The following is a 19598-nucleotide window of genomic DNA, read 5'->3' on the forward strand; positions in this document are numbered from 1 at the left end:
GTTTGACCTTGAGCATAACCTAAGAATTGCCCATATGATTTGAGCTTTAATCATATGGGCAATTCTGTAGTTAGGCGGAAAGGTCTGCTTGGGTTAGCACGTTATCATAGAAGTGTGTTGAGTTGCAATCAGCAACTGAGCATTAACAGAAAATCACCAGTTATCTTGAACTTAAGATAATTGGTGATTTTAGGTTAACCGGAAAAGGCTACTTGAGCAATAATCTAAAAATAACGGTGCTGATTCGCTTTTGAATCGTCGCCGTTATTTTTTTGATAAGGTTGGGGTATACTAGGGCTAAATAAAATTAGTGGAGGTCGCCAGTTGGCTAAATTAAAAAGAATGCTGGATCAACATCCGTATATTAGTTTGTTGGTGATTGTGTTGTTATCTAGTTTAATCGGGATATTGGTTGAATATATTGTCAATCGCGATTTTATAAAAGACGGTTTCTGGACGACAGGTTTCATAGTTCTAATTTCTTTAGGGATGATTAGACGGCAGCGTAAATGAAGCAAATAGCGGTCAATCATAATTGACCATGATGATTCTAGTTTTAACCATAAAACCGGTTGGTTAATCGCGCCTGACAAACTACTAAAGCCGTTGCAACAAGGTTTATAAACGATAATGAAGCGTCAGTGACGTTTTTAGCCAAGTGGCCTGTGATTGACAGTGTAAGCGCATACTTTTATACTGAAGTCATTATTAAGCGTCTAACTAAGTTGAATCGAGGATATCTTATGCAAAATCAAGTTTTTAACCCTTATTTACCACTGTACGAATATGTGCCAGATGGTGAACCACACGTTTTTGGCGACCGCTTGTACATTTTTGGGAGTCACGATCAATTCGGCGGTGACAAATACTGCGCAAATGATTACGTTTGTTATTCAACGCCAGTCACTGATTTGTCACAATGGCGCTTTGAAGGCTATATTTATCATAAAACCCAAGATCCAATTAATCCAGAAGGTAAGTATAAGATGTACGCGCCGGATGTTGTTCAAGGGGCGGACGGTCGCTATTACCTCTATTATGGATTTGACGAATTTGTCAGCCAAGTGTCAGTTGCGGTTTGTGATACACCAGCGGGGCACTACGACTATTATGGCGTTGTTTCGCACCCCGATGGGACCGTACTCGGACAAAAAGAAGGGGATGCCTACCAATTTGATCCTGGCGTTTTAGTCGACGATGATCATAAAATTTGGTTGTATACCGGTTTCTCACCGAAAGCTGAAGCAATCGCTTATGCGAATGAACATTTTAAAAACATTAAGTTCGTTTTCAGTGGCGCGGGGAGTGACATTGTTCAATTAGCGGATGATATGAAAACGATTATTTCAACGCCTAAGAAATTAATTCCAGGCGTTGCCAATAGTGAAGGAACTGGCTATGAAGGTCATGAATTTTTCGAAGCTAGCTCAATGCGCAAGTTTGATGGTCGCTATTATTTTATCTATTCAACGATTGTGAATCATGAATTGGCGTATGCGGTTAGTGATTATCCGGACCGCGATTTTGCCTACGCGGGCTTGTTGCATTCGAATGCTGATTTAGGTTATCAGGGCAATACGGTTGCGAAATACTATGGCGGCAACAATCACGGTTCAATCGTCAAAGTGTTAGATCAATTCTATATTTTTGGCCACCGCCAAACGGGGTATAATGAATATTCACGGCAAGGCGTGGCAGAGAAACTAGTTCGCCGGGCCGATGGGACTTTTGAAATGGCTGAAATGACGAGTTGTGGGTTAAACGACGGGCCATTAATCGGACTTGGTCGTTACAGTGCCGGGATTGCTTGCAATTTGTGGAGTGCACAAGGCGCCATGAAAGTTTTCGATATGTTATTCGCTAAGAAACAAACCGAACATCCACGGATTACGCAAAGTGGTCAAGATTGTGAAAGTGATGCGGATCAGTACATCACGAATCTACAATCGGGCGGGACCGTCGGCTTTAAGTATTTTGATTTCAAGCAACCCCAAGTCGTGGCGGTTGAGATGCGTGGCACGGGGACGGGTGAAATGCACGTCAAAACAGCTGAAGATTCGGCCGTTATTGCGACAATTGCGATCACACCAACGACTGACTGGACGTGGTTCTCTGCGGATATCGCAACCACAGTCAATGGCGTTTTACCACTTTATTTTGAATATCGTGGGACTGAATCAGTTGAATTTAGAACGTTTGAATTAAAATAACGCTAAAAAATAGACCAACAATCTGTCTGCTTAAGCAGTGATTGTTGGTCTATTTTAATTGGTTTTAAGCGAGCGGATCGTTTTGAGCTTCTTGATAACGTTGTAGCACATAAATTGCGACGATCACTAAGACGGCGCCGGCTAATTCAACCCAACTGAATAGGGTGTGGAAGAAAATCATACTCAAGATGAAAGTAATGATGGGTTGAATTGCGTCGACGATGCTGACGACGGTTGATGGTGCGAAATTTAAACTGTGAAGGAGTGCTAAGAAGGCGAAGACCGTCCCAATTAAAATGACGGCGAGAATCGCTAAAATACCAGAAGCATTTAACGTTGGTGGTGCTTGCCAGAATGGTCGGTAAATATTGAAGAGGACACCACTGATGAACATCCCCCAACCAAGGACTAGAATTGGTGATTTTTCTTCAACGATTGGTTTAGGTAAGACGACGTAAAAGGCGGCCGTTACCCCGGATAAAACACCCCAAATTAATGAATTAAGGGGCACCGTTAAAGTACTGATATTACCCTTCGTAATGGCGAGAAAGACCCCGACTAAGGCAATCCCAAACGCGATTAAATCAACTTTATTTGGCCACTTATGCGTAAAAGCTAATGTGCCTAAAACGATGAAGAGTGGGCTTAGATATTGGAGAATCGTGGCCGTGGCTGCGTTACCGGTTTGAATACTCATAAAGAACGTGTAGAGATTCCCCATAATCCCGAAAAGTGCGTAGGCAATTAGCCAAGCAGTCAAGCGTTTTGATTTAAAGATACTGAAAATATCAAGTTTGAACTTGAAAGCCCCAATAATCAGTAGGATCAAACCCGCGCCTAATGTTCGTACGGATAAAAACCAAGTGGCCGGAATTTTTTGACCCTGTGAAATAAATTCTAGAATCGTGCCGGAAACACCCCAAAGTGCCGACGCCATAGTGGCCCAGAACATCCCTTTTGCGATGTTCTTAGGCTGTACTTTATTATTCATCTTAACTTAACCTCGTTATTTTTATGTTTTTTGCTAAGGTTTAATTATAAAGCAAATGGCGCGCATAAGCTATTTAGAAATGACGTGACACCCCACTTTTTTTCAGAAAATAGGCATAAAATGTTCATATTTAACCGCTAATATTACAAGTACTAAAGTGATTAAGGGGTTTAAAACGATGCAAAAACGAATTAAAATAATATTAGCGGTACTCATTAGTTGCCTGGTGATTGGCGGGTTAGTCTACCAATTCACCGGCGTTAAAACATTATTTGATAAGGATATTTTAAGTACTGCCCAAATTAAAAAGAACATTGGTAGTCAAACGGTTAAAACGCGGACCAATAGCCAGAAGCAATTAACGGCAACTTATAAGGCTAAATTAGCCTCTGGCGACTATACGAATGCTAATCCCTACATAAAAGTCAATCCATACGGGACGTCGCCTTTGAGCGCTTTGGTTGTTTTTAAAACGGATTCGGCGGTTAAAGTTTCGGTCGAAGTGGTCGGTAAAACGGCTAAAACCAGCATTAAGAGTAACGTTGAAACCAGCTATCAAAAGAATCACACGATTTCAGTGTTAGGGCTGTATGCCGACTATCAAAATAAGGTTAAGTTGACATTAACGGATAAGGACGGCCATAAAACGGTTAAGACGTTGACGATTAAGACGGATGCGTTACCTGAAGCCGTTCAATCGATGTCTTTAAAGGTCACTAAAAATGATAAGACGAAGATGTCAATCGGTGACAGCAATCTAACCTTCTTAGTCCGTTCAACGCAATACCCAGTTGGTGTCGATGCCGATGGTCAAATTCGCTGGTATTCAACGAATTATGTTCAACACATTTTTAAAGTGTTAAGCAATGGTCATTTACTCTATTTGACGAAACCGGACAATGCCGACCTCGTCTACAATGATTTAGTTGAAACTGACTTTATGGGTCGTGTTTATCAGGAATATAAATTCTCGACGGAAACCAAGAGTAACGAATCGGCGAATAGCAAAGATGAAACCACGATTATTCATCACGATGCAATCGAATTGCCGAACCACAATCTCTTATTAACCGTGTCGGATGGCGGTTCGAAATACGTCGAAGATACGATGGTCGAAATTTCACGTAAAACCGGTAAGGTCGTTAAGGTCATCGATCTGAAGAAGTTGTTGCCCGCTAAACTGTACAAAGAATACAAGGCAACGAAACGCGCCGATGGTAAGTTGGATTGGTTCCATCAGAATTCAATTGATTACGATACCAGTGATGATAGCATTGTGATTTCGAGTCGTAGCCAAGACACTATTATGAAATTGGATTACAAAACGTGTAAGATTAAATGGATTTTCAGTAGCAAGGCTGCCAGCAAATGGCCAGCACGTTATCGCAAGTTACTATTGAAAGCGGCCGATTCACAGACCACCTTTACGGGTGGGCAACATGCAGCCACCATTTGGGCGACCAATGAAACTGACCAGAAACAACTAGTCCTCTTTAACAATAACGTTGCGATTTCGAATGGTGATAAAAAGACGAGTGGTCAATATTCAGAAGGCGTTAGCTATCTAGTTGATGAAACCAATAAGACGATTAAGAAGACTTGGTCGTACGGTAAAACGCTGGGTAAAACTAACTTCAGTAACGTGATTGGGAGTAATCGAAAGATGACCAACGGGAATTATCTGATTGATTTTGGCTTTAATAATGCCGGCAAAACCAGTCACATTGTCGAAGTTGATCCGACAACCAATCAACAAGTGTTCAACTTAACCTTTACCAATTTTGGCGCCAAAGGGTATGCGTACCGCGCAGAACGTTTTGCGTTATATTCAAGCAACTATCAGTTTAAATTATAGTCAGAACTAAACAAAAAATCGACGTCTCACTTAGTGTTACTAAGTGGTATGCCGATTTTTTGATGGGTTCAATAATGTGACTAGATTTTTAATTGATATTCATATATACTTATAGTAACAATAAAAAAGAAATGGGTGAAGCGATGTCTATATCAAGGATGAAACAAACAATCATTCAAATGGGCTTAATTTTAGTCGCGTTAGAAACGATCACAGTTGGAATTAAATTATTCTTTGCACCACACGAAGTTGCGGCTGGTGGGGCAACGGGGATTGGGATTTTGCTAAAAGAAGTCATGGGCTGGCAAATTTCAACCGTTGTTTTTGTGATTAATATCGGGATGTTGATTTTGGCCTACTTCTTGTTGGATAAAAAAACAACGCTTAAGATTTTATTTGGAAGTTTGATGTTACCCGTCTGCTTGGCGATTACGCCGCAAGTGATGGTGGTTGAGGATAAGATGTTAGCCATTATCATCGGGAGTGTAATCTATGCAGCAGGGATTGCCTTGTTATATCGAATTGATGCCTCAAGTGGGGGCTCAACAGTCCCACCTTTAATTTTTAAAAAGTATTTTAACATTAACACCGCCGTCAGTTTGTTAGTGGTGGATATGCTCGTTTGCTTCTCGAACGTCTTTGTATCGGGATTTGAAACGTTTATGATGGCGACCTTTTCTTCCGTGATCACGTTGATGACGATGAATTATATCGAAACTGGTTTGAATCGTAAGAAAATGTTATACGTGATGAGCAATAATCAAATTGCCGAAATTCAGGCGCATTTGCTCGAAGAAGAAGAAGTTGGGGTTACGATTTTTGACGTGACCGGTGGCTACACCAACGAAGGCAAACAAATGTTGATGTTAGTCGTGACCAACCAAGCGTATCAACATATTATCAACGAAATTCACGCGGTTGATCCAAAGGCTTTCACAATCGTCGGCAACGTCGCGGAAGTCAGAGGCGGCAGTCTATAGATAAAAGTTGCTGATAAACCGGTTAGCTTCTGAGTATAGCCTAGAATCGTAAGTTATGACGGTTTAGGTCATGGCTAACGATTTGTAGCTAGACGGAAGAAGTTGGTTTAGGAAGCACGTTAAATAAAAGTTGCTGATAAACCGGTTAGCTTCTGAGTATAGCCTAAAATCGTAAGTTGTGACGGTTTAGGTCATGGCTAACGATTTGTAGCTAGACGGAAGAAGTTGGTTTAGGAAGCACGTTAAATAAAAGTTGCTGATAAGCCGGTTAGCTTCTGAGTATAGCCTAAAATCGCAACAAAAAACGGGCCCTCGCAGAATGAATGGCGAGGGCCCGTTTTTCATTTTTATGATGAGATTAATGATTAAAATAATATTGGGCTTTTAAATTTTGGATGGTTAACATGACTAGTAAACTAATGACGTAGAGGGTTGAGATGAAAATCATCACCATCATCATTGAATAGTGATCGAGTAACCAACCAATCATAACGCTGGAAAAACCACCGATGCAGCGTCCGACGTTCATGATGACGTTGTTGGCCGTTGCCCGGACTTCAGTGGGATATAAGCGGCTAACAACTGCGCCGTAGCCGGCGAACATTCCATTTGAGAAGTAACCGACTAATGCGCCGACTAAGAGCAAGGTCGGCATGTCTTTGGGTAAGGTCAAAATATAAACACCTAAGGCTGAAGCGACTAAGAAGAGGCCAAAAGCGATGCGGGGCCCGATGCGGTCTAGAATCCAACCGAAAGTTAGCATCCCGGCTGACATGCCGACAATCGTGGCTAACATCCAAGTGGAGGAACCAGCAACGCTAAGGTGCAATTGTTGTTGCATCATAGTCGGTAGCCAATTCATTAAGCCGAAGTAACCGGCAATTTGGACGACGGCCATCACCATTAGTGCGACTGTTTGGTAAGCTAACTGAGGTGTTTTAAACAACGCTTTGATTTGGCCTTTAGGTTGCGTAGTCCGATTAGTGAAGGTGGTGCTTTCAACTAAATGGCGGCGAATGAAGAAGGTGATGACAACGGGGAGTAATCCGAATAAGAAAAGAGCGTGCCAACCGAATTGGGGTAAAATCCAAGCGGCTAAAAGTGCGGCCAAGATAGCGCCGATTTGGCCAGCAACCCCAACGAATGACGAAACACGACCGAGTTGTTTCTTGGGGAAACTTTCGGCGAGAACGGTCATACCGATACCGTATTCACCGCCAGCACCAATCCCAGCAAGGAATCGACAAAGATAAATTAAGGGGAGACTGTTGGCCCAAAAGAGGGCGGCCGTTGCGAATGCGAAGATAAAGATAGTATAGGTAAAGGTCTTAATGCGCCCGACGCGATCGGCTAAAACGCCAAAAAAAACGCCACCTAACAACATCCCGATATTAGTAATCGTTGCAATCAAACCCGCCTGTGTGCCGCTGAGATGTAAATCAGCGATAATCGACGATAGCGCGAAAGACAAGAACATGACGTCCATGTTTTCGAGTCCAAAGCCCGCCGTTGTTGATGCGACGACCTTAGACTGGTAGCTTGATAAATGATGTTGGCTGTGTGCCGTGATAGGTTTCATATTCAATTTTCCTCCAAAAAGGCCGCTCTCTGACGGCCCTTATTTTGTTCCAAGTAAGCTTAGCACAAAAGAGGCGTGAGGCGCAAGTGATGATTTGGCGTGTAAGCGGTTAAAATTAAAGGAGCAAGGCTTGACCAAGTCGACGTAACCCTTTAAAATTAGGGAGAACAATATCATTAGGAGGTCATAATATGACAGATGTCAAACGCAAAAAGTTTACCTTTCCAAGTGCCTATACGGTCATTTTGTTAGTGCTCTTATTGGTGATGATTTTAACCTATTTTATGCCGGCTGGGAAATATGCAAGTTTGCAATACAATACTGATAGCAATCATTTTACAATTACCTCGCCAACCGGTAAAACCAAATCTGAACCGGCAACTCAAGCGACGTTAAAGAAGTATAACGTTAATACGAGTTTAGCGAAATTCAAGGATGGATCGGTGTATAAGCCGGTTGCTATTCCAAATACGTACCAGAAATTAAAGAAAGCTAAAAACGGGCTCTTTGGGGCAGTGACACAATTTTTAAATGCGCCAATTCAAGGCCTAGCTGAAACGATTGATATCATCACGTTCGTCCTAATTCTAGGCGGGATCGTGGGGGTCGTCAATAAAACCGGTGCGTTCGCGGCCGGAATGGCGAGTTTGTCAGTTCGATTGAAAGGTAAAGAAGCTTGGTTAATCGTGATTGTGACGAGTCTGATTTCTTTAGGCGGGACCACTTTTGGTTTAGCCGAAGAAACGATTGCCTTTTATCCGATTCTTGTGCCGATTTTTATGGCGGCGGGTTATGATGCGATCGTCGCGATTGCGGCGATTTATCTCGGTAGTTCGATTGGGACGATGGCTTCGACGGTCAATCCGTTTTCCGTCGTAATCGCCTCGAATACGGCCGGAATTAGTTTCGCCGATGGGATGGGTATGCGGATTGTGATGCTGGTATTAGGCACGGCCATCTGTATTTTCTACACAATTCGGTATGCTGAAAAAGTTAAAAAGGATCCAACCAAGTCATTGATTTATGCTCAAAAAGCAGAATTAGAAGCGCATTTCTTAGGTGATCAAGATAGTAATGAAGTGCCTAAGTTTGATTTTCGTAAGAAATTAATGTTACTGATTTTCGCAGCGGGCTTTGTGGTCATGGTTGTCGGCGTTAAAGAGTGGGGGTGGATGTTCAGCGAGATTTCGATGCTCTTCTTAGGCATTACTTTCATCTTAGCCTTTGTTTCGGGTCTCTCGGAAAGTGATTTCGTTGGCGATTTTGTGACCGGCGCGTCTGATTTATTAGGGGTGGCATTGGTCATTGCGTTAGCCCGTGGGGTGACGATTATTATGGAACAAGCTCAAATTAGCGATACATTATTGTTCTGGCTGAGCAACGGTGTATCACATATGAGTGGGGTTCTCTTCTCAACGGTGATGTTCTTCGTCTTCATCTTGCTCGGATTCTTTATCCCATCAAGTTCTGGATTGGCCGTCTTATCGATGCCAATCATGGCACCATTAGCCGATGTTGTCGGCGTTAATCGCGATGTGATTATCAGTGCCTATAACTGGGGCCAAGGGATTATGGCGTTTATCACACCAACTGGTTTGGTCTTAGCCTCGTTAGCCATGGTCCACGTGACGTTTGATAAATGGTTGAAATTTGTGATGCCGTTAATGATTACAATTGGTATTTTGGCGATTGTGTTATTGGGTATCAGTGTTTATCTATAATTCAAAATGAAAAGGCTAATCCGTGAGGGTTGGCCTTTTTGTGTGAAGACATGCTTCCCAAGCCAACTTCTTCCGTCTAGCTACAAAAAGAAGTGTGTTACCAAAAATCGGTAACACACTTCTTTTTTAGGCTATACTCAGAAGCTAACCGGCTTGGTCAACACTCTGATTTAAAACGTGCTTTTAGTTGCAACAACTTACGCTTAATCTAAAAACCCCGATAATCTTAAGAACGAGATTACCGGAGATTTATAATTAATACGCAGTTGCTGACCACAACTAAAACCACTCTGATTTAAAACGTGCTTTCACTCACAGGTTCTTGTGCTTAGCGACGTCTGGCAAACAAAGGCTAAAAACAGCCTTTATTCACCAGACTAGGCTAATGCTCAGAACCTACCCGTGAGTTGCAGCAACTTAGTTCGAAAACGTGTTAACTTGAGCAAACTTTTCCGCTTAACGACAGAAGGACAATCATAGTTAAAATCAACTATAATTGTCCTTCTTAGGTTATGCTCAAAGTTTTAACGCCCAAGTTAGCACTCTGATCGAAAACGTGTTCACTTCAACAGCCTTTTGCGTTTAACTACAAAATCAGCCACACGATTAAAAAGCTAATCATGTGGCTGATTTTTAGGTTAATCCTCAAAGACTAACCGTTTAAGTTAAACACTCTTAATAGACCTTAAATTCTGTTAGTGGCCAGTAGCGTAGTTTGACGACGCCTTGGATGCCGTTGTATTTTTTCGAATTGTCGCTGATGAAACCAACTGCCTTGTAGCGGCTGTCTTTCGAGACCGTTCGGTTATCACCCATCACGAAATAGTGGTTGGCCGGCACGGTACTGCGACCTAATAAATCTTTCAGGTCAAATGATGAATCCGTTGAATTTGGTTTGACGGTGAAGTAATTTGAACCGGCGAGATAGGTTGAATAATCAGCCTTATATTCTTTTAAATAAGGTTCGCTGACTTTCTGATTGTTAACGTAGAGTTGATCTTTGTCGAAGCGGACGGTATCGCCTGGTAAGCCGATGACCCGTTTGATGTAGAATTCACCGGGAGCATCAGGGGCTTTCAAGATGACGACGTCGCCGCGTTCAACTTTCGTATGGCGTAGAGCGATTACCCGATCATATTGAGAAAAGTTAGGTTGCATTGAAGGCCCAAAAATTTGTTCGTTGGCAATCACAAAAGTGAGCAGCAACTGTGCAATCCCAATCATTACAGCGGATAATAATATGATTTGTAAGACAGATTTCCAGAATTCTTTTGTTTTAGCTGACATTTCCGCACATCCTTATTAAGTCAATAATCTTATTGTACTACAACTAATCAATTGATGACAACGGAATTGTATAGCTGATTAACTAATTAACGTTGCATACGGTGGAAACCTTGTAGGGATTGGCGATCCGCTTGAACGGTCGTGCTGGTTTGTTGGGTGGGTAAATAGTGGCCCAACATTAAATAACTAATGCCCAAAATACCAATGAGTGGCACCAACCAACTTGCGATTTTACGTAACATATTCAAGACCCCTTTATTTGATGTTACCTTTATTTTAGTGGGTCTTACTCATCAACGCCATTGAATGAACTAACGAATCGGCAGTCGGTGTGACAAAGTTGTTATGTAATTGATAAATCATAAACAGAATTTATCAAGGTCATGGTGTTCGTGGTATACTAAGAACAATATTGCTTAAGAGGTGAACGGAATGCCAACAATTCAATCAAAATTTACACCGATTTTATTAGGAAGTGACTTTAACGTTTATGGGATGGCGCGTTCGTTTTATGAACTAACGGGAAAACCAGTCCAAGCCTACGCAGGTGCTGAACTAGCACCGACCCGTTATACTAAAATTGTCGATGTTGAAATCGTTCCAGGGTTCAGTGAAGATCCCGTTTTTATTGAAAAAATGCGAGAATTAATTTTAACGTACCAAAAACATGATGAACCCGTGATTTTAATCGGTTGTGGGGACGGTTATGCAGAATTAATCGCTAAACATAAGGTAGAACTACAAGCGGCCTTTGTTTGTCCCTATATCGATTACGATTTATTGAAACAGTTGAATAACAAAGAAAACTTTTATCAAGTTTGCGAAGAATATGATTTACCTTACCCTAAAACCAAAACGATTACGCACGAGATGGTAACCGCAGGACAAGTAACGCAACCATTTGGTTATCCAGTCGCATTGAAACCAGCGAATTCAGTTGAATGGTTAGATGTGCATTTTGAAGGCCGTAAAAAGGCGTTCCGAATTCAATCACAGGTTGAATTTGATGCGATTATTCAAAAAATTTACGCTAGTGGTTATACGTCAGATCTAATTCTTCAAGATTTCATTCCGGGTGATGACAGTCGGATGCGCGTGTTAAACGCCTACGTGGATCAAAATCACCAAGTGAAGATGATGTGTTTGGGTCATCCTTTATTGGAAGATCCAGCGCCAGCCGCGATTGGGAATTACGTGGCGATTATCCCTGAATATAATGAAACTATTTATCATCAGATTCAAACCTTCTTAGAAGCGATTGGTTTTACGGGGTACGCTAATTTTGATATGAAATTTGACGAACGGGATCAAACCTTCAAGTTATTTGAAATCAATTTACGGCAAGGTCGCAGTAGTTTCTTTGTCACGTTGAACGGTTATAATTTAGCGCAATGGGTCGTTCAAGATTACGTGACGGGTGAATTAAAGGACCAACCAACCGTTTATGGTAATCAAGATGATAGTCAAGCAGCTTTATGGTTAGGCGTGTCTGTTGACGTCTTTAAGAAATATACGCGAAATAATGCGGACAAGGATCGCGCATTAGCGTTAATTAAACAAGGCCGCTACGGCACGACTTTCCAATATGCCAAGGATAATAACGTTAAACGTTGGTTATTGACGAAATGGATGTTGCATAATTATCGTAAGAATTTTGCACGTTATTTTAAAGAAAACAAAGGGTAGTTGATGATGAAACAATTTTTTACAGTGCTTGGTGGGATGGGAACAGCCGCGACCGAAAGTTACATTCGGTTATTGAATCAGCGGACACCGTCTAAACGAGATCAAGATTTCTTGGATTACATCGTGGTCAATCACGCGACGATTCCTGATCGTTCGACTTATTTAATGGATCATACGCAGCCTAATCCAGCGCCTTACTTATTAGAAGATATCCAACAACAAAGCTTATTGAAGCCGGCTTTTTTCGTGATTGCTTGTAATACAGCGCATTATTTCTATGATGAGTTGCAAGCGGCGGCCTCAGCACCAATCGTGCACATGCCCCGCGAAACCGTTAAGAGTATTCAAACGACTTATCCTACAGCGAGACGGATAGGCATTCTAGGGACTAAAGGGACCGTCACCGACGGGATTTACGACCAGGAGTTGGCGGCCGTTGGTTACGAGATTGTTAAACCAAGCGAAGATTTACAAGAGCGAACGATGGATTTAATTTTTAACGACATCAAAGGTCAAGCGAAGATGAATGGTGCTAAATATCACGCGATTTTAGAAACGATGATTACTGAAGGCCATTGTGATGCGGTTATTTTAGGCTGTACTGAATTATCATTAGCGCAAGAATGGGCACCGGATCACGCTTTTCCGGTCGTTGATTCACAATCAGTTTTAGTAGATCGGTCGATTGAATTAGCGTTGAAGTTACGAGAAAAGTGAGTTTGATGAATGATGGCAAAATTAGTAATTGTTAGACATGGTGAAAGTTTGGCCAACCAATTAAACACTTACACGGGTTGGTCGGATGTGCCACTGACGGATAAAGGCCGTTTGGAAGCCCGCCAAGTCGGGCAACAACTCCAAGCGACTGGGATTCAATTTGCCCAAGTCCACACATCGTTATTAAAGCGGGCGATTTTAACTAGCTATATCATCTTGGAAGAAATGGACCAATTGGCCATTCCGATGACGAAGAGTTGGCGATTAAATGAACGACATTACGGCGCTTTGCGGGGTTTGAATAAAGAAACCACGCGGAGTGTTTTTGGTGTGGCGCAAGTCGCGCGTTGGCGACGGAGCTACACGGCGATTCCACCGCTGCTCACGCAGGTGTCACAGGAACGACGCTATCGATTAGTGCCGCTAGCAAGTCGGCCGCGGGGCGAGAGCTTGGCCCAAGCGACCCAACGATTATTGCCGTACTGGCAAGATCAAATTGTACCGGGATTAAAACAAGGTCGCAATCAGTTAGTGGTTGCGCACGGATCGACATTGCGGGCGTTGATCAAAGTCATTGAACAAATATCGGATCAAGCAATCGACGGGGTTGAGGTCGCTAATGGGGAGGCGTTGTGTTATCAATTTGATGCAACCCTCCAATTGATTGAGAAAGGGCGTTTAGGATAGAGCGGATGATGAAACAAAAAATAATAATCGCGATGTTAATCGCTGGGCTATTTATTTTGGGGATTGGCGCAACAGCTCACCACTACCGGCACCAATTAGTGGTGCAGGCCAATCAGTCTAGTCAACAGTTAAAACAGGTCCAGCAACAATTGCAGACGACTCAAAAACAATTAGCGAAACAAGTGGCTAAAGCCAATCATTCAGCAATTGATACCCGAACAACCAATCAGTTGACCGAGACGCAACAACAGTTATTAGCGCAAAAATTAGCGGATAGTCATTTTAGTGGCACTGTTTTATTGGTCAAGAATAACCGAATTATCTATCAAGATGGTCGGGGATACGCTAACTATGAACAACAAAAATTAATCACACCACAAACAACCTATCAAATTGCCTCGATTCAAAAATCGTTGACCGCGGTGCTAGTGATGAAGGCGGTCGAAGCAGGCCAATTAAAACTAACGGATAGAATTGGTCAATATTATCCGCAAATTAAAGAGGGTCAAAAAATAACGATCCAGATGATGTTAGATATGCAATCGGGATTGATTGAAACGGCGGGGCCAACAACCGTTTTGTCAGATCAACAACGACTGGCGTATGCGCTGACACATATTGAAGTTAAAAATATTGGCCAACATTTCTATTCACCCATCAATTATTTATTATTAGCTGGTGTTTTAGAAAAAGTGACCCACCAATCGTATCAACAACTATTTGAAAAACAAGTCAGTGGTCCTTTGGCATTGACGTCATTGGGTTTCATGCCCAATCATATCGCGGGTCAGCAAGCTATTTCGTATACGGTTGAGAATGATTTTTATGGTCAAGCCATTCCGGTGCCCATTTTTACGTATACACGGGAATTAGGCACTGGGAATATGTACGCCACGGCTAGCAGCCTATTTCAAGTTGAACAGGCAATTGCGCAAGGTCACGTTATCAGTCGAAATAGTTTACAGCAATTACGACATACGCAAACGGGTGGTTACAGTGGTGGGGTGTACAATTGGCCAACCTATTTTACAAGCCACGGGGTTGAGTCGGGGTACGAAAGTGCCATTCAGATTAGTCAAGACGGCCAATCAGGCGTTGTTCTGTTGTCCAATCAATATAAGGTCAAACCAGTCTCCTTAGTTGGATTAACGAAGACCCTATACCAACAATTCTGTGAAACACAAACAAAAGCATAATCAACAAAACAAAGACACGCTAGTCCAAATTCGGGCTAGCGTGTCTTTGTTTTGTTGACGATTAGGCATTTATTCTAAATAATCATTTTTTAACTGTTCAATTTCGGTTGGTTTTAGCGCCATCGCTTGGGTTAGATAATTAGCCATGCTACCGAACTGTTGGTCAATCACGTCGTAGACGTGGTTGATACTTTCAATCGAGATGGCTTGCGCGTTCATCGCGGCCACTTGCGCATCATTGCTGTTGATTCGTTTTGGTGTTGCAGTATCTAATCCGAGGACTTGATTCGATAATAAGAAATCGTTGGTGATCGTTTCGCGATCGACGCCTAACGCACTCAGGATTAATAAGGTGCCGACACCAGTTCGGTCTTTGCCGGCCGAACAATGGTATAAAACGGCGCCGTCCGTATCATGATTGTTTAATAAGACGGTTAATAGATCACGATAGGCGGCTTGAGCGTGGGCGTCGAGGACTAATTGTTGATACATTTTGGCCATACTTGATAATTCGGGTTCTACTGGTGAACGTTGCCCAAATAAACGACTGAATAAACCGGCTTTGGGTGTCGGTTCGGTTGACTGATCAGTAAACGGGAAGACGGATAAACGGTGGTAGGTCACAAACTGTTCATCAAACGGATCGGGTGCAACTTTTATTTCGTGGCGTGATCGAAAATCAACGTCGAATAAGATACCATATTGAATCAAACTTTGGATATCATCATTGGTCAGTGCGTTTAAACTACCGGAACGTAATAGTTTATGCCATTTAATGGTACGACCGTCCGCTGTTGGATAACCGCCGAGTTCGCGCAGATTGTTGCTACGGGTGAGTTCTAAAACGCGTTGATGCTCTTGCATACTAATCAGTCCTTTGCTGTTTTATTCTAAGTACTATTGTATAACGAAGTTGTCTAAAAAACAGCAACAGTTTAAACGTTCGGTTTCTGCTAATTAAAGGGACCTACCTAAAATTAATTTTTAATAAGAGCTAATTGACGTATCAGTAAAAATTTGCTATAGTTTTAACAATTTTAAAATAACTAATTTTAGCGGTAAAGCGAACAATTGGTTAGCTTTTCAACACTTAAGTTCATGAATGGAGGAAGATTTATGTCTGCATGGGAAACAAAGTTTGCGAAAAAAGGGTTTACGTTCGATGATGTGTTATTGGTCCCCGCTGAAAGTCACGTATTACCCAACGAGGTTGACCTTGGTGTTCAATTAGCCAAGAACATTAAGCTGCAAACACCGATCATGAGTGCGAGCATGGATACCGTTACCGAAGCACCAATGGCGATTGCGATGGCCCGTCAAGGTGGGCTAGGTGTCGTTCATAAGAACATGAGTATTGAACGTCAAGCTGACGAAGTGTTAAAAGTTAAACGTTCAGAAAATGGGGTCATTATTGATCCGTTTTATTTAACGGCTGACAAACCGGTTAGTGCGGCGGATGATTTGATGCGTAAATATCGGATTAGCGGGGTGCCCATTGTCTCTAATCTAGATGATTTGAAATTAGTCGGCATTATCACCAACCGGGATTTACGCTTTATCACTGATTTCTCTGCTGAAATCGGGACTGTGATGACGCGTGAGAATTTAGTGACTGCGCCTGCTGGAACTTCATTAGTTGAAGCTGAACAAATCCTTCAACAAAATCGGATCGAAAAATTACCATTGGTCGGTGATGATGGTCGGCTAGCGGGTTTAATCACGATTAAAGATATTGAAAAAGTGCAAGAATTTCCGAATGCGGCTAAAGATCAATATGGTCGCTTATTAGTCGCTGCTGCTGTTGGTGTGACGAGCGATACGTTTGATCGGGCTGAAGCGTTATTAAAAGCCGGGGCCGATGCGATTATTATTGATACGGCGCACGGCCATTCAGCTGGTGTGTTACGCAAGATTACCGAAATTCGGGCTAAGTTCCCAGAAGCGACTCTGATTGCTGGTAACGTCGCAACCGCTGAAGGCACCCGTGCATTGTACGATGCCGGTGTTGATGTGGTTAAAGTTGGGATCGGCCCTGGTTCAATCTGTACGACTCGGATTGTGGCCGGTGTTGGGGTCCCTCAATTAACGGCGATTTACGATGCGGCCAGTGTCGCCCGTGAATATGGTAAGACGATTATTGCCGATGGTGGGATTAAATATTCTGGCGATATCGTTAAAGCACTAGCGGCTGGTGGCAATGCCGTGATGCTAGGGAGTATGTTAGCTGGGACGGACGAAGCGCCTGGCGAATTTGAAATCTATCAAGGTCGTCGTTTTAAAACGTATCGTGGGATGGGCAGCTTGGCTGCGATGTCACACGGTTCCTCAGATCGTTACTTCCAAAGTGGCGTTAACGAAGCGAACAAACTAGTCCCAGAAGGAATCGAAGGACGTGTTGCGGCTAAAGGTGCTTTGGGCGATGTCATCTATCAATTATTAGGTGGTTTACGTTCAGGGATGGGTTACGTTGGTGCGGCTAACTTGATGGCATTACAAGATGATGCGCAATTTATCCAAATCTCAAATGCCGGTTTAACGGAATCACATCCGCATGATGTCCAAATCACTAAAGAAGCGCCTAACTACTCAGCGCGTTAAACGTTGACTTAGCGGTTAGTCTTAAAATTTGCAGTGTCGGAATCATTAACGTTAAAATAGCAGTAATCCGTTCTCGATTAGGAGAACGGATTTTTTGGTTAACAATCACGGATTTAAAGAATTCTTTAACCCTAAAAACCGAATAGTTTGTTACAATGGTAGCGAATCACTCGAAGTGAGTTTAAATTAAACGAGGTAGACTAAATGATGAAAATTTTAATTGTTGATGATGATAAAGAAATTGTTGAATTATTGAGTATTTACGTTAAAAATGAAGGCTACGAACCAATCCAAGCCTTTACCGGTAAGGAAGCTTTAACGAAGATTGCCACTAACCCAGACATTGATTTAATGATTCTGGATATTATGATGCCTAATATGAGCGGGATTGAAGTCATTAAAGCGGTTCGCAAGGATTCGCAAGTCCCAATTATTGTCGTTTCAGCGAAAACAACTGATATGGATAAAATTCAAGGTTTGATTACGGGTGCGGACGATTACGTTTCGAAACCCTTTAATCCGCTTGAAGTCATGGCGCGGGTTAAATCACTCTTGCGTCGCAGTCAACAACATGTCACGACTGAAGTCCCTGATATTTTAGAAGTCGGCCCATTGGTGATTAAACGCGATTCACACGAAGTGACGACAATTGCGGGCAAACAAATTCAACTGACTGCACTAGAATTCGGGATTCTCTATTTATTGGCGAGCCATCCCAACCGGGTCTTTTCAGCGGACGATATTTTTGAACGGGTCTGGAAACAAGAAAGTATCGTGTCGGCGAAGACGGTCATGGTCCACGTGAGTCATTTGCGCGATAAGATTGAAGAAGCGACTGACGGTGAAAAAGTGATTGAAACCGTCTGGGGCGTTGGTTACAAGGTCGAGGTCTAATGGACGAACAACAACATAATCAACCCTTAAAAAAAGTTGCCTTAACGGGTAAAGAAAAAAGTGAATTATTTGCCGAAGGGGTCATTACAGTTATTTTATTATTACTGTTAAACCTCTCGATTATGGTGCTTTTACAACAAGCGATTATCACCAACCCGCAATTACGGGGTGGTGTTTGGATGATTAAAAATGCGATCACCATCGGACCGAATGAATGGCATATTTGGAGTTGGCAGAATTGGTTTGTCGTTCTAATGGCGGTGGCCGATGTGCTAGTCGTCTATTGGCGGCTGATTCGGCGTTACCATCAAATGCAGATGTGGCACGTGATTGGTGAACTCCATTTCATCGCGGATGGCCATTTAGAACATCGGATTAATTTGCGGGTCAATCGCGATTTACAACGCGTGATTGATAGTGTGAATACGCTAGTTGATAGTACGGTCCGGTCGATGGACGAAGAACGCAAGATTGAAAAGAGTAAAGATGAACTGATTACGAACGTCAGCCATGATTTACGGACACCGTTAACTTCGATTATCGGTTATTTAGGTTTAATTGAGGATCAGCAATATCAAACACGCGAAGAATTAACTAAGTATACCCACACGGCTTACGTGAAAGCCCAACAGATGAAAGTGTTAGTCGAAGATTTATTCGAATACACTAAGGTTCGCCAAACCTCGACACCGATTGCTAAGACCACTTTTGATATGGAACAGATGTTGGAACAATTGGCGGCAAGTTTCGAATTAGAAGCGCAGAAAAAAGGGATGCAAATTAACGTGCAATGTCATCCGGCGCCCTTAATGATGGAAGCTGATACTGAAAAATTAGGACGGGTTTTTAATAATTTGCTAGCCAATGCCTTGAAATATGGTAAAGGCGCTAAGCGGATTACGCTTGAGGCTGAAAAAGTTGGCCAAGAAGCGATTATTAAGGTTTCAAATGATGGCCAGCAAATCCCGAGTGACTCGTTGAGTCAGTTATTCGATCGTTTCTACCGGGTTGAAGCATCGCGTTCCCAAGAAACGGGCGGAACAGGGTTAGGCTTAGCGATTACGCAGAGTATTGTGGCGTTACATGGCGGGTATATTTATGCGGATTCAACGCCAGAATTAACCAGTTTTGTGATACACTTACCTTTAAAGTTAGGTCAGCCAGTTAAAGCTGATACTCACCATAGTCAGGAGTAAG

17 protein-coding genes are annotated in these 19598 nt (G+C 42.5%); 12 read left to right on the forward strand and 5 right to left on the reverse strand.

Annotated elements, in window-relative coordinates:
* Window positions 1–324 precede the first annotated feature (324 nt).
* Both LFUMFP_RS01485 and LFUMFP_RS01490 read left to right on the forward strand, forming a co-directional pair.
* A complete protein-coding gene (locus LFUMFP_RS01485) occupies window positions 325–513 on the forward strand; it encodes a hypothetical protein (protein ID WP_106482929.1) in 189 nt (62 codons plus the stop codon).
* A gap of 230 nt (window positions 514–743) precedes the next feature.
* Entirely contained in the window at window positions 744–2210 is a 1467-nt protein-coding gene (locus LFUMFP_RS01490) for a family 43 glycosylhydrolase (protein WP_106482930.1), read from the forward strand.
* A gap of 64 nt (window positions 2211–2274) precedes the next feature.
* Here LFUMFP_RS01490 and LFUMFP_RS01495 read toward each other — a convergent pair whose 3' ends face one another.
* Entirely contained in the window at window positions 2275–3201 is a 927-nt protein-coding gene (locus tag LFUMFP_RS01495; protein ID WP_025082618.1) for a DMT family transporter, read from the reverse strand.
* Between the two features lie 178 nt (window positions 3202–3379).
* Between LFUMFP_RS01495 and LFUMFP_RS01500 the strand changes: the two genes are divergently transcribed.
* Together LFUMFP_RS01500 and LFUMFP_RS01505 are read left to right on the forward strand one after the other, a co-directional pair.
* On the forward strand, window positions 3380–5056 hold the full coding sequence (locus tag LFUMFP_RS01500) for an aryl-sulfate sulfotransferase (protein ID WP_025082619.1): 1677 nt from the start codon (window positions 3380–3382) through the stop codon (window positions 5054–5056).
* Between the two features lie 143 nt (window positions 5057–5199).
* Entirely contained in the window at window positions 5200–6036 is an 837-nt protein-coding gene (locus LFUMFP_RS01505) for a YitT family protein (RefSeq protein ID WP_025082620.1), read from the forward strand.
* A 358-nt stretch (window positions 6037–6394) separates the two neighbouring features.
* Here LFUMFP_RS01505 and LFUMFP_RS01510 read toward each other — a convergent pair whose 3' ends face one another.
* Window positions 6395–7615, reverse strand: a complete 1221-nt coding sequence (locus LFUMFP_RS01510) for an MFS transporter (protein ID WP_106482931.1) — start codon at window positions 7613–7615, stop codon at window positions 6395–6397.
* A 191-nt stretch (window positions 7616–7806) separates the two neighbouring features.
* On the opposite strand from LFUMFP_RS01510, the gene LFUMFP_RS01515 reads away from it, so the two are divergent.
* Window positions 7807–9336, forward strand: a complete 1530-nt coding sequence (locus tag LFUMFP_RS01515) for a YfcC family protein (protein ID WP_106482932.1) — start codon at window positions 7807–7809, stop codon at window positions 9334–9336.
* 675 nt (window positions 9337–10011) lie between these two features.
* Here the strand turns inward: LFUMFP_RS01515 and lepB are convergent.
* Window positions 10012–10623: a signal peptidase I gene (gene lepB, locus LFUMFP_RS01520; protein WP_025082622.1), complete on the reverse strand. Its 612-nt coding sequence runs from the start codon at window positions 10621–10623 to the stop codon at window positions 10012–10014.
* Window positions 10624–10709: 86 nt separating this feature from the next.
* Complete coding sequence (locus tag LFUMFP_RS09795) at window positions 10710–10865, reverse strand: hypothetical protein (RefSeq protein WP_158697715.1); 156 nt, start codon at window positions 10863–10865, stop codon at window positions 10710–10712.
* Window positions 10866–11055: 190 nt separating this feature from the next.
* On the opposite strand from LFUMFP_RS09795, the gene LFUMFP_RS01525 reads away from it, so the two are divergent.
* The 4 genes from LFUMFP_RS01525 to LFUMFP_RS01540 are packed head-to-tail and all read left to right on the forward strand — an operon-like array spanning window position 11056 to window position 14909.
* The gene (locus tag LFUMFP_RS01525) at window positions 11056–12309 is read left to right on the forward strand and encodes a carboxylate--amine ligase (protein ID WP_106482933.1); all 1254 of its coding nucleotides are present in this window, start codon (window positions 11056–11058) and stop codon (window positions 12307–12309) included.
* 6 nt (window positions 12310–12315) lie between these two features.
* Entirely contained in the window at window positions 12316–13026 is a 711-nt protein-coding gene (locus LFUMFP_RS01530; protein ID WP_106482934.1) for an aspartate/glutamate racemase family protein, read from the forward strand.
* Window positions 13027–13038: 12 nt separating this feature from the next.
* Entirely contained in the window at window positions 13039–13713 is a 675-nt protein-coding gene (locus tag LFUMFP_RS01535; protein ID WP_106483578.1) for a 2,3-bisphosphoglycerate-dependent phosphoglycerate mutase, read from the forward strand.
* An 8-nt stretch (window positions 13714–13721) separates the two neighbouring features.
* The gene (locus LFUMFP_RS01540; RefSeq protein ID WP_233210610.1) at window positions 13722–14909 is read left to right on the forward strand and encodes a serine hydrolase domain-containing protein; all 1188 of its coding nucleotides are present in this window, start codon (window positions 13722–13724) and stop codon (window positions 14907–14909) included.
* Between the two features lie 69 nt (window positions 14910–14978).
* Here LFUMFP_RS01540 and LFUMFP_RS01545 read toward each other — a convergent pair whose 3' ends face one another.
* On the reverse strand, window positions 14979–15773 hold the full coding sequence (locus tag LFUMFP_RS01545) for a tyrosine-protein phosphatase (protein WP_106482936.1): 795 nt from the start codon (window positions 15771–15773) through the stop codon (window positions 14979–14981).
* A gap of 252 nt (window positions 15774–16025) precedes the next feature.
* Between LFUMFP_RS01545 and guaB the strand changes: the two genes are divergently transcribed.
* The 3 genes from guaB to LFUMFP_RS01560 all read left to right on the forward strand — a co-directional run bounded on the left by guaB (window position 16026) and on the right by LFUMFP_RS01560 (window position 19597).
* On the forward strand, window positions 16026–17507 hold the full coding sequence (gene guaB / locus LFUMFP_RS01550; RefSeq protein WP_106482937.1) for an IMP dehydrogenase: 1482 nt from the start codon (window positions 16026–16028) through the stop codon (window positions 17505–17507).
* 207 nt (window positions 17508–17714) lie between these two features.
* The gene (locus LFUMFP_RS01555) at window positions 17715–18401 is read left to right on the forward strand and encodes a response regulator transcription factor CroR (protein WP_106483579.1); all 687 of its coding nucleotides are present in this window, start codon (window positions 17715–17717) and stop codon (window positions 18399–18401) included.
* Window positions 18401–19597 (forward strand): sensor histidine kinase, encoded by a 1197-nt coding sequence (locus LFUMFP_RS01560; protein WP_106482938.1) that lies wholly within the window; start codon window positions 18401–18403, stop codon window positions 19595–19597. Before LFUMFP_RS01555 ends, LFUMFP_RS01560 begins: the two co-directional genes overlap by 1 nt.
* Window position 19598: the final 1 nt, after the last annotated feature.

It is taken from the genome of Latilactobacillus fuchuensis (genome assembly GCF_900258455.1).
Lineage (GTDB): Bacteria > Bacillota > Bacilli > Lactobacillales > Lactobacillaceae > Latilactobacillus > Latilactobacillus fuchuensis.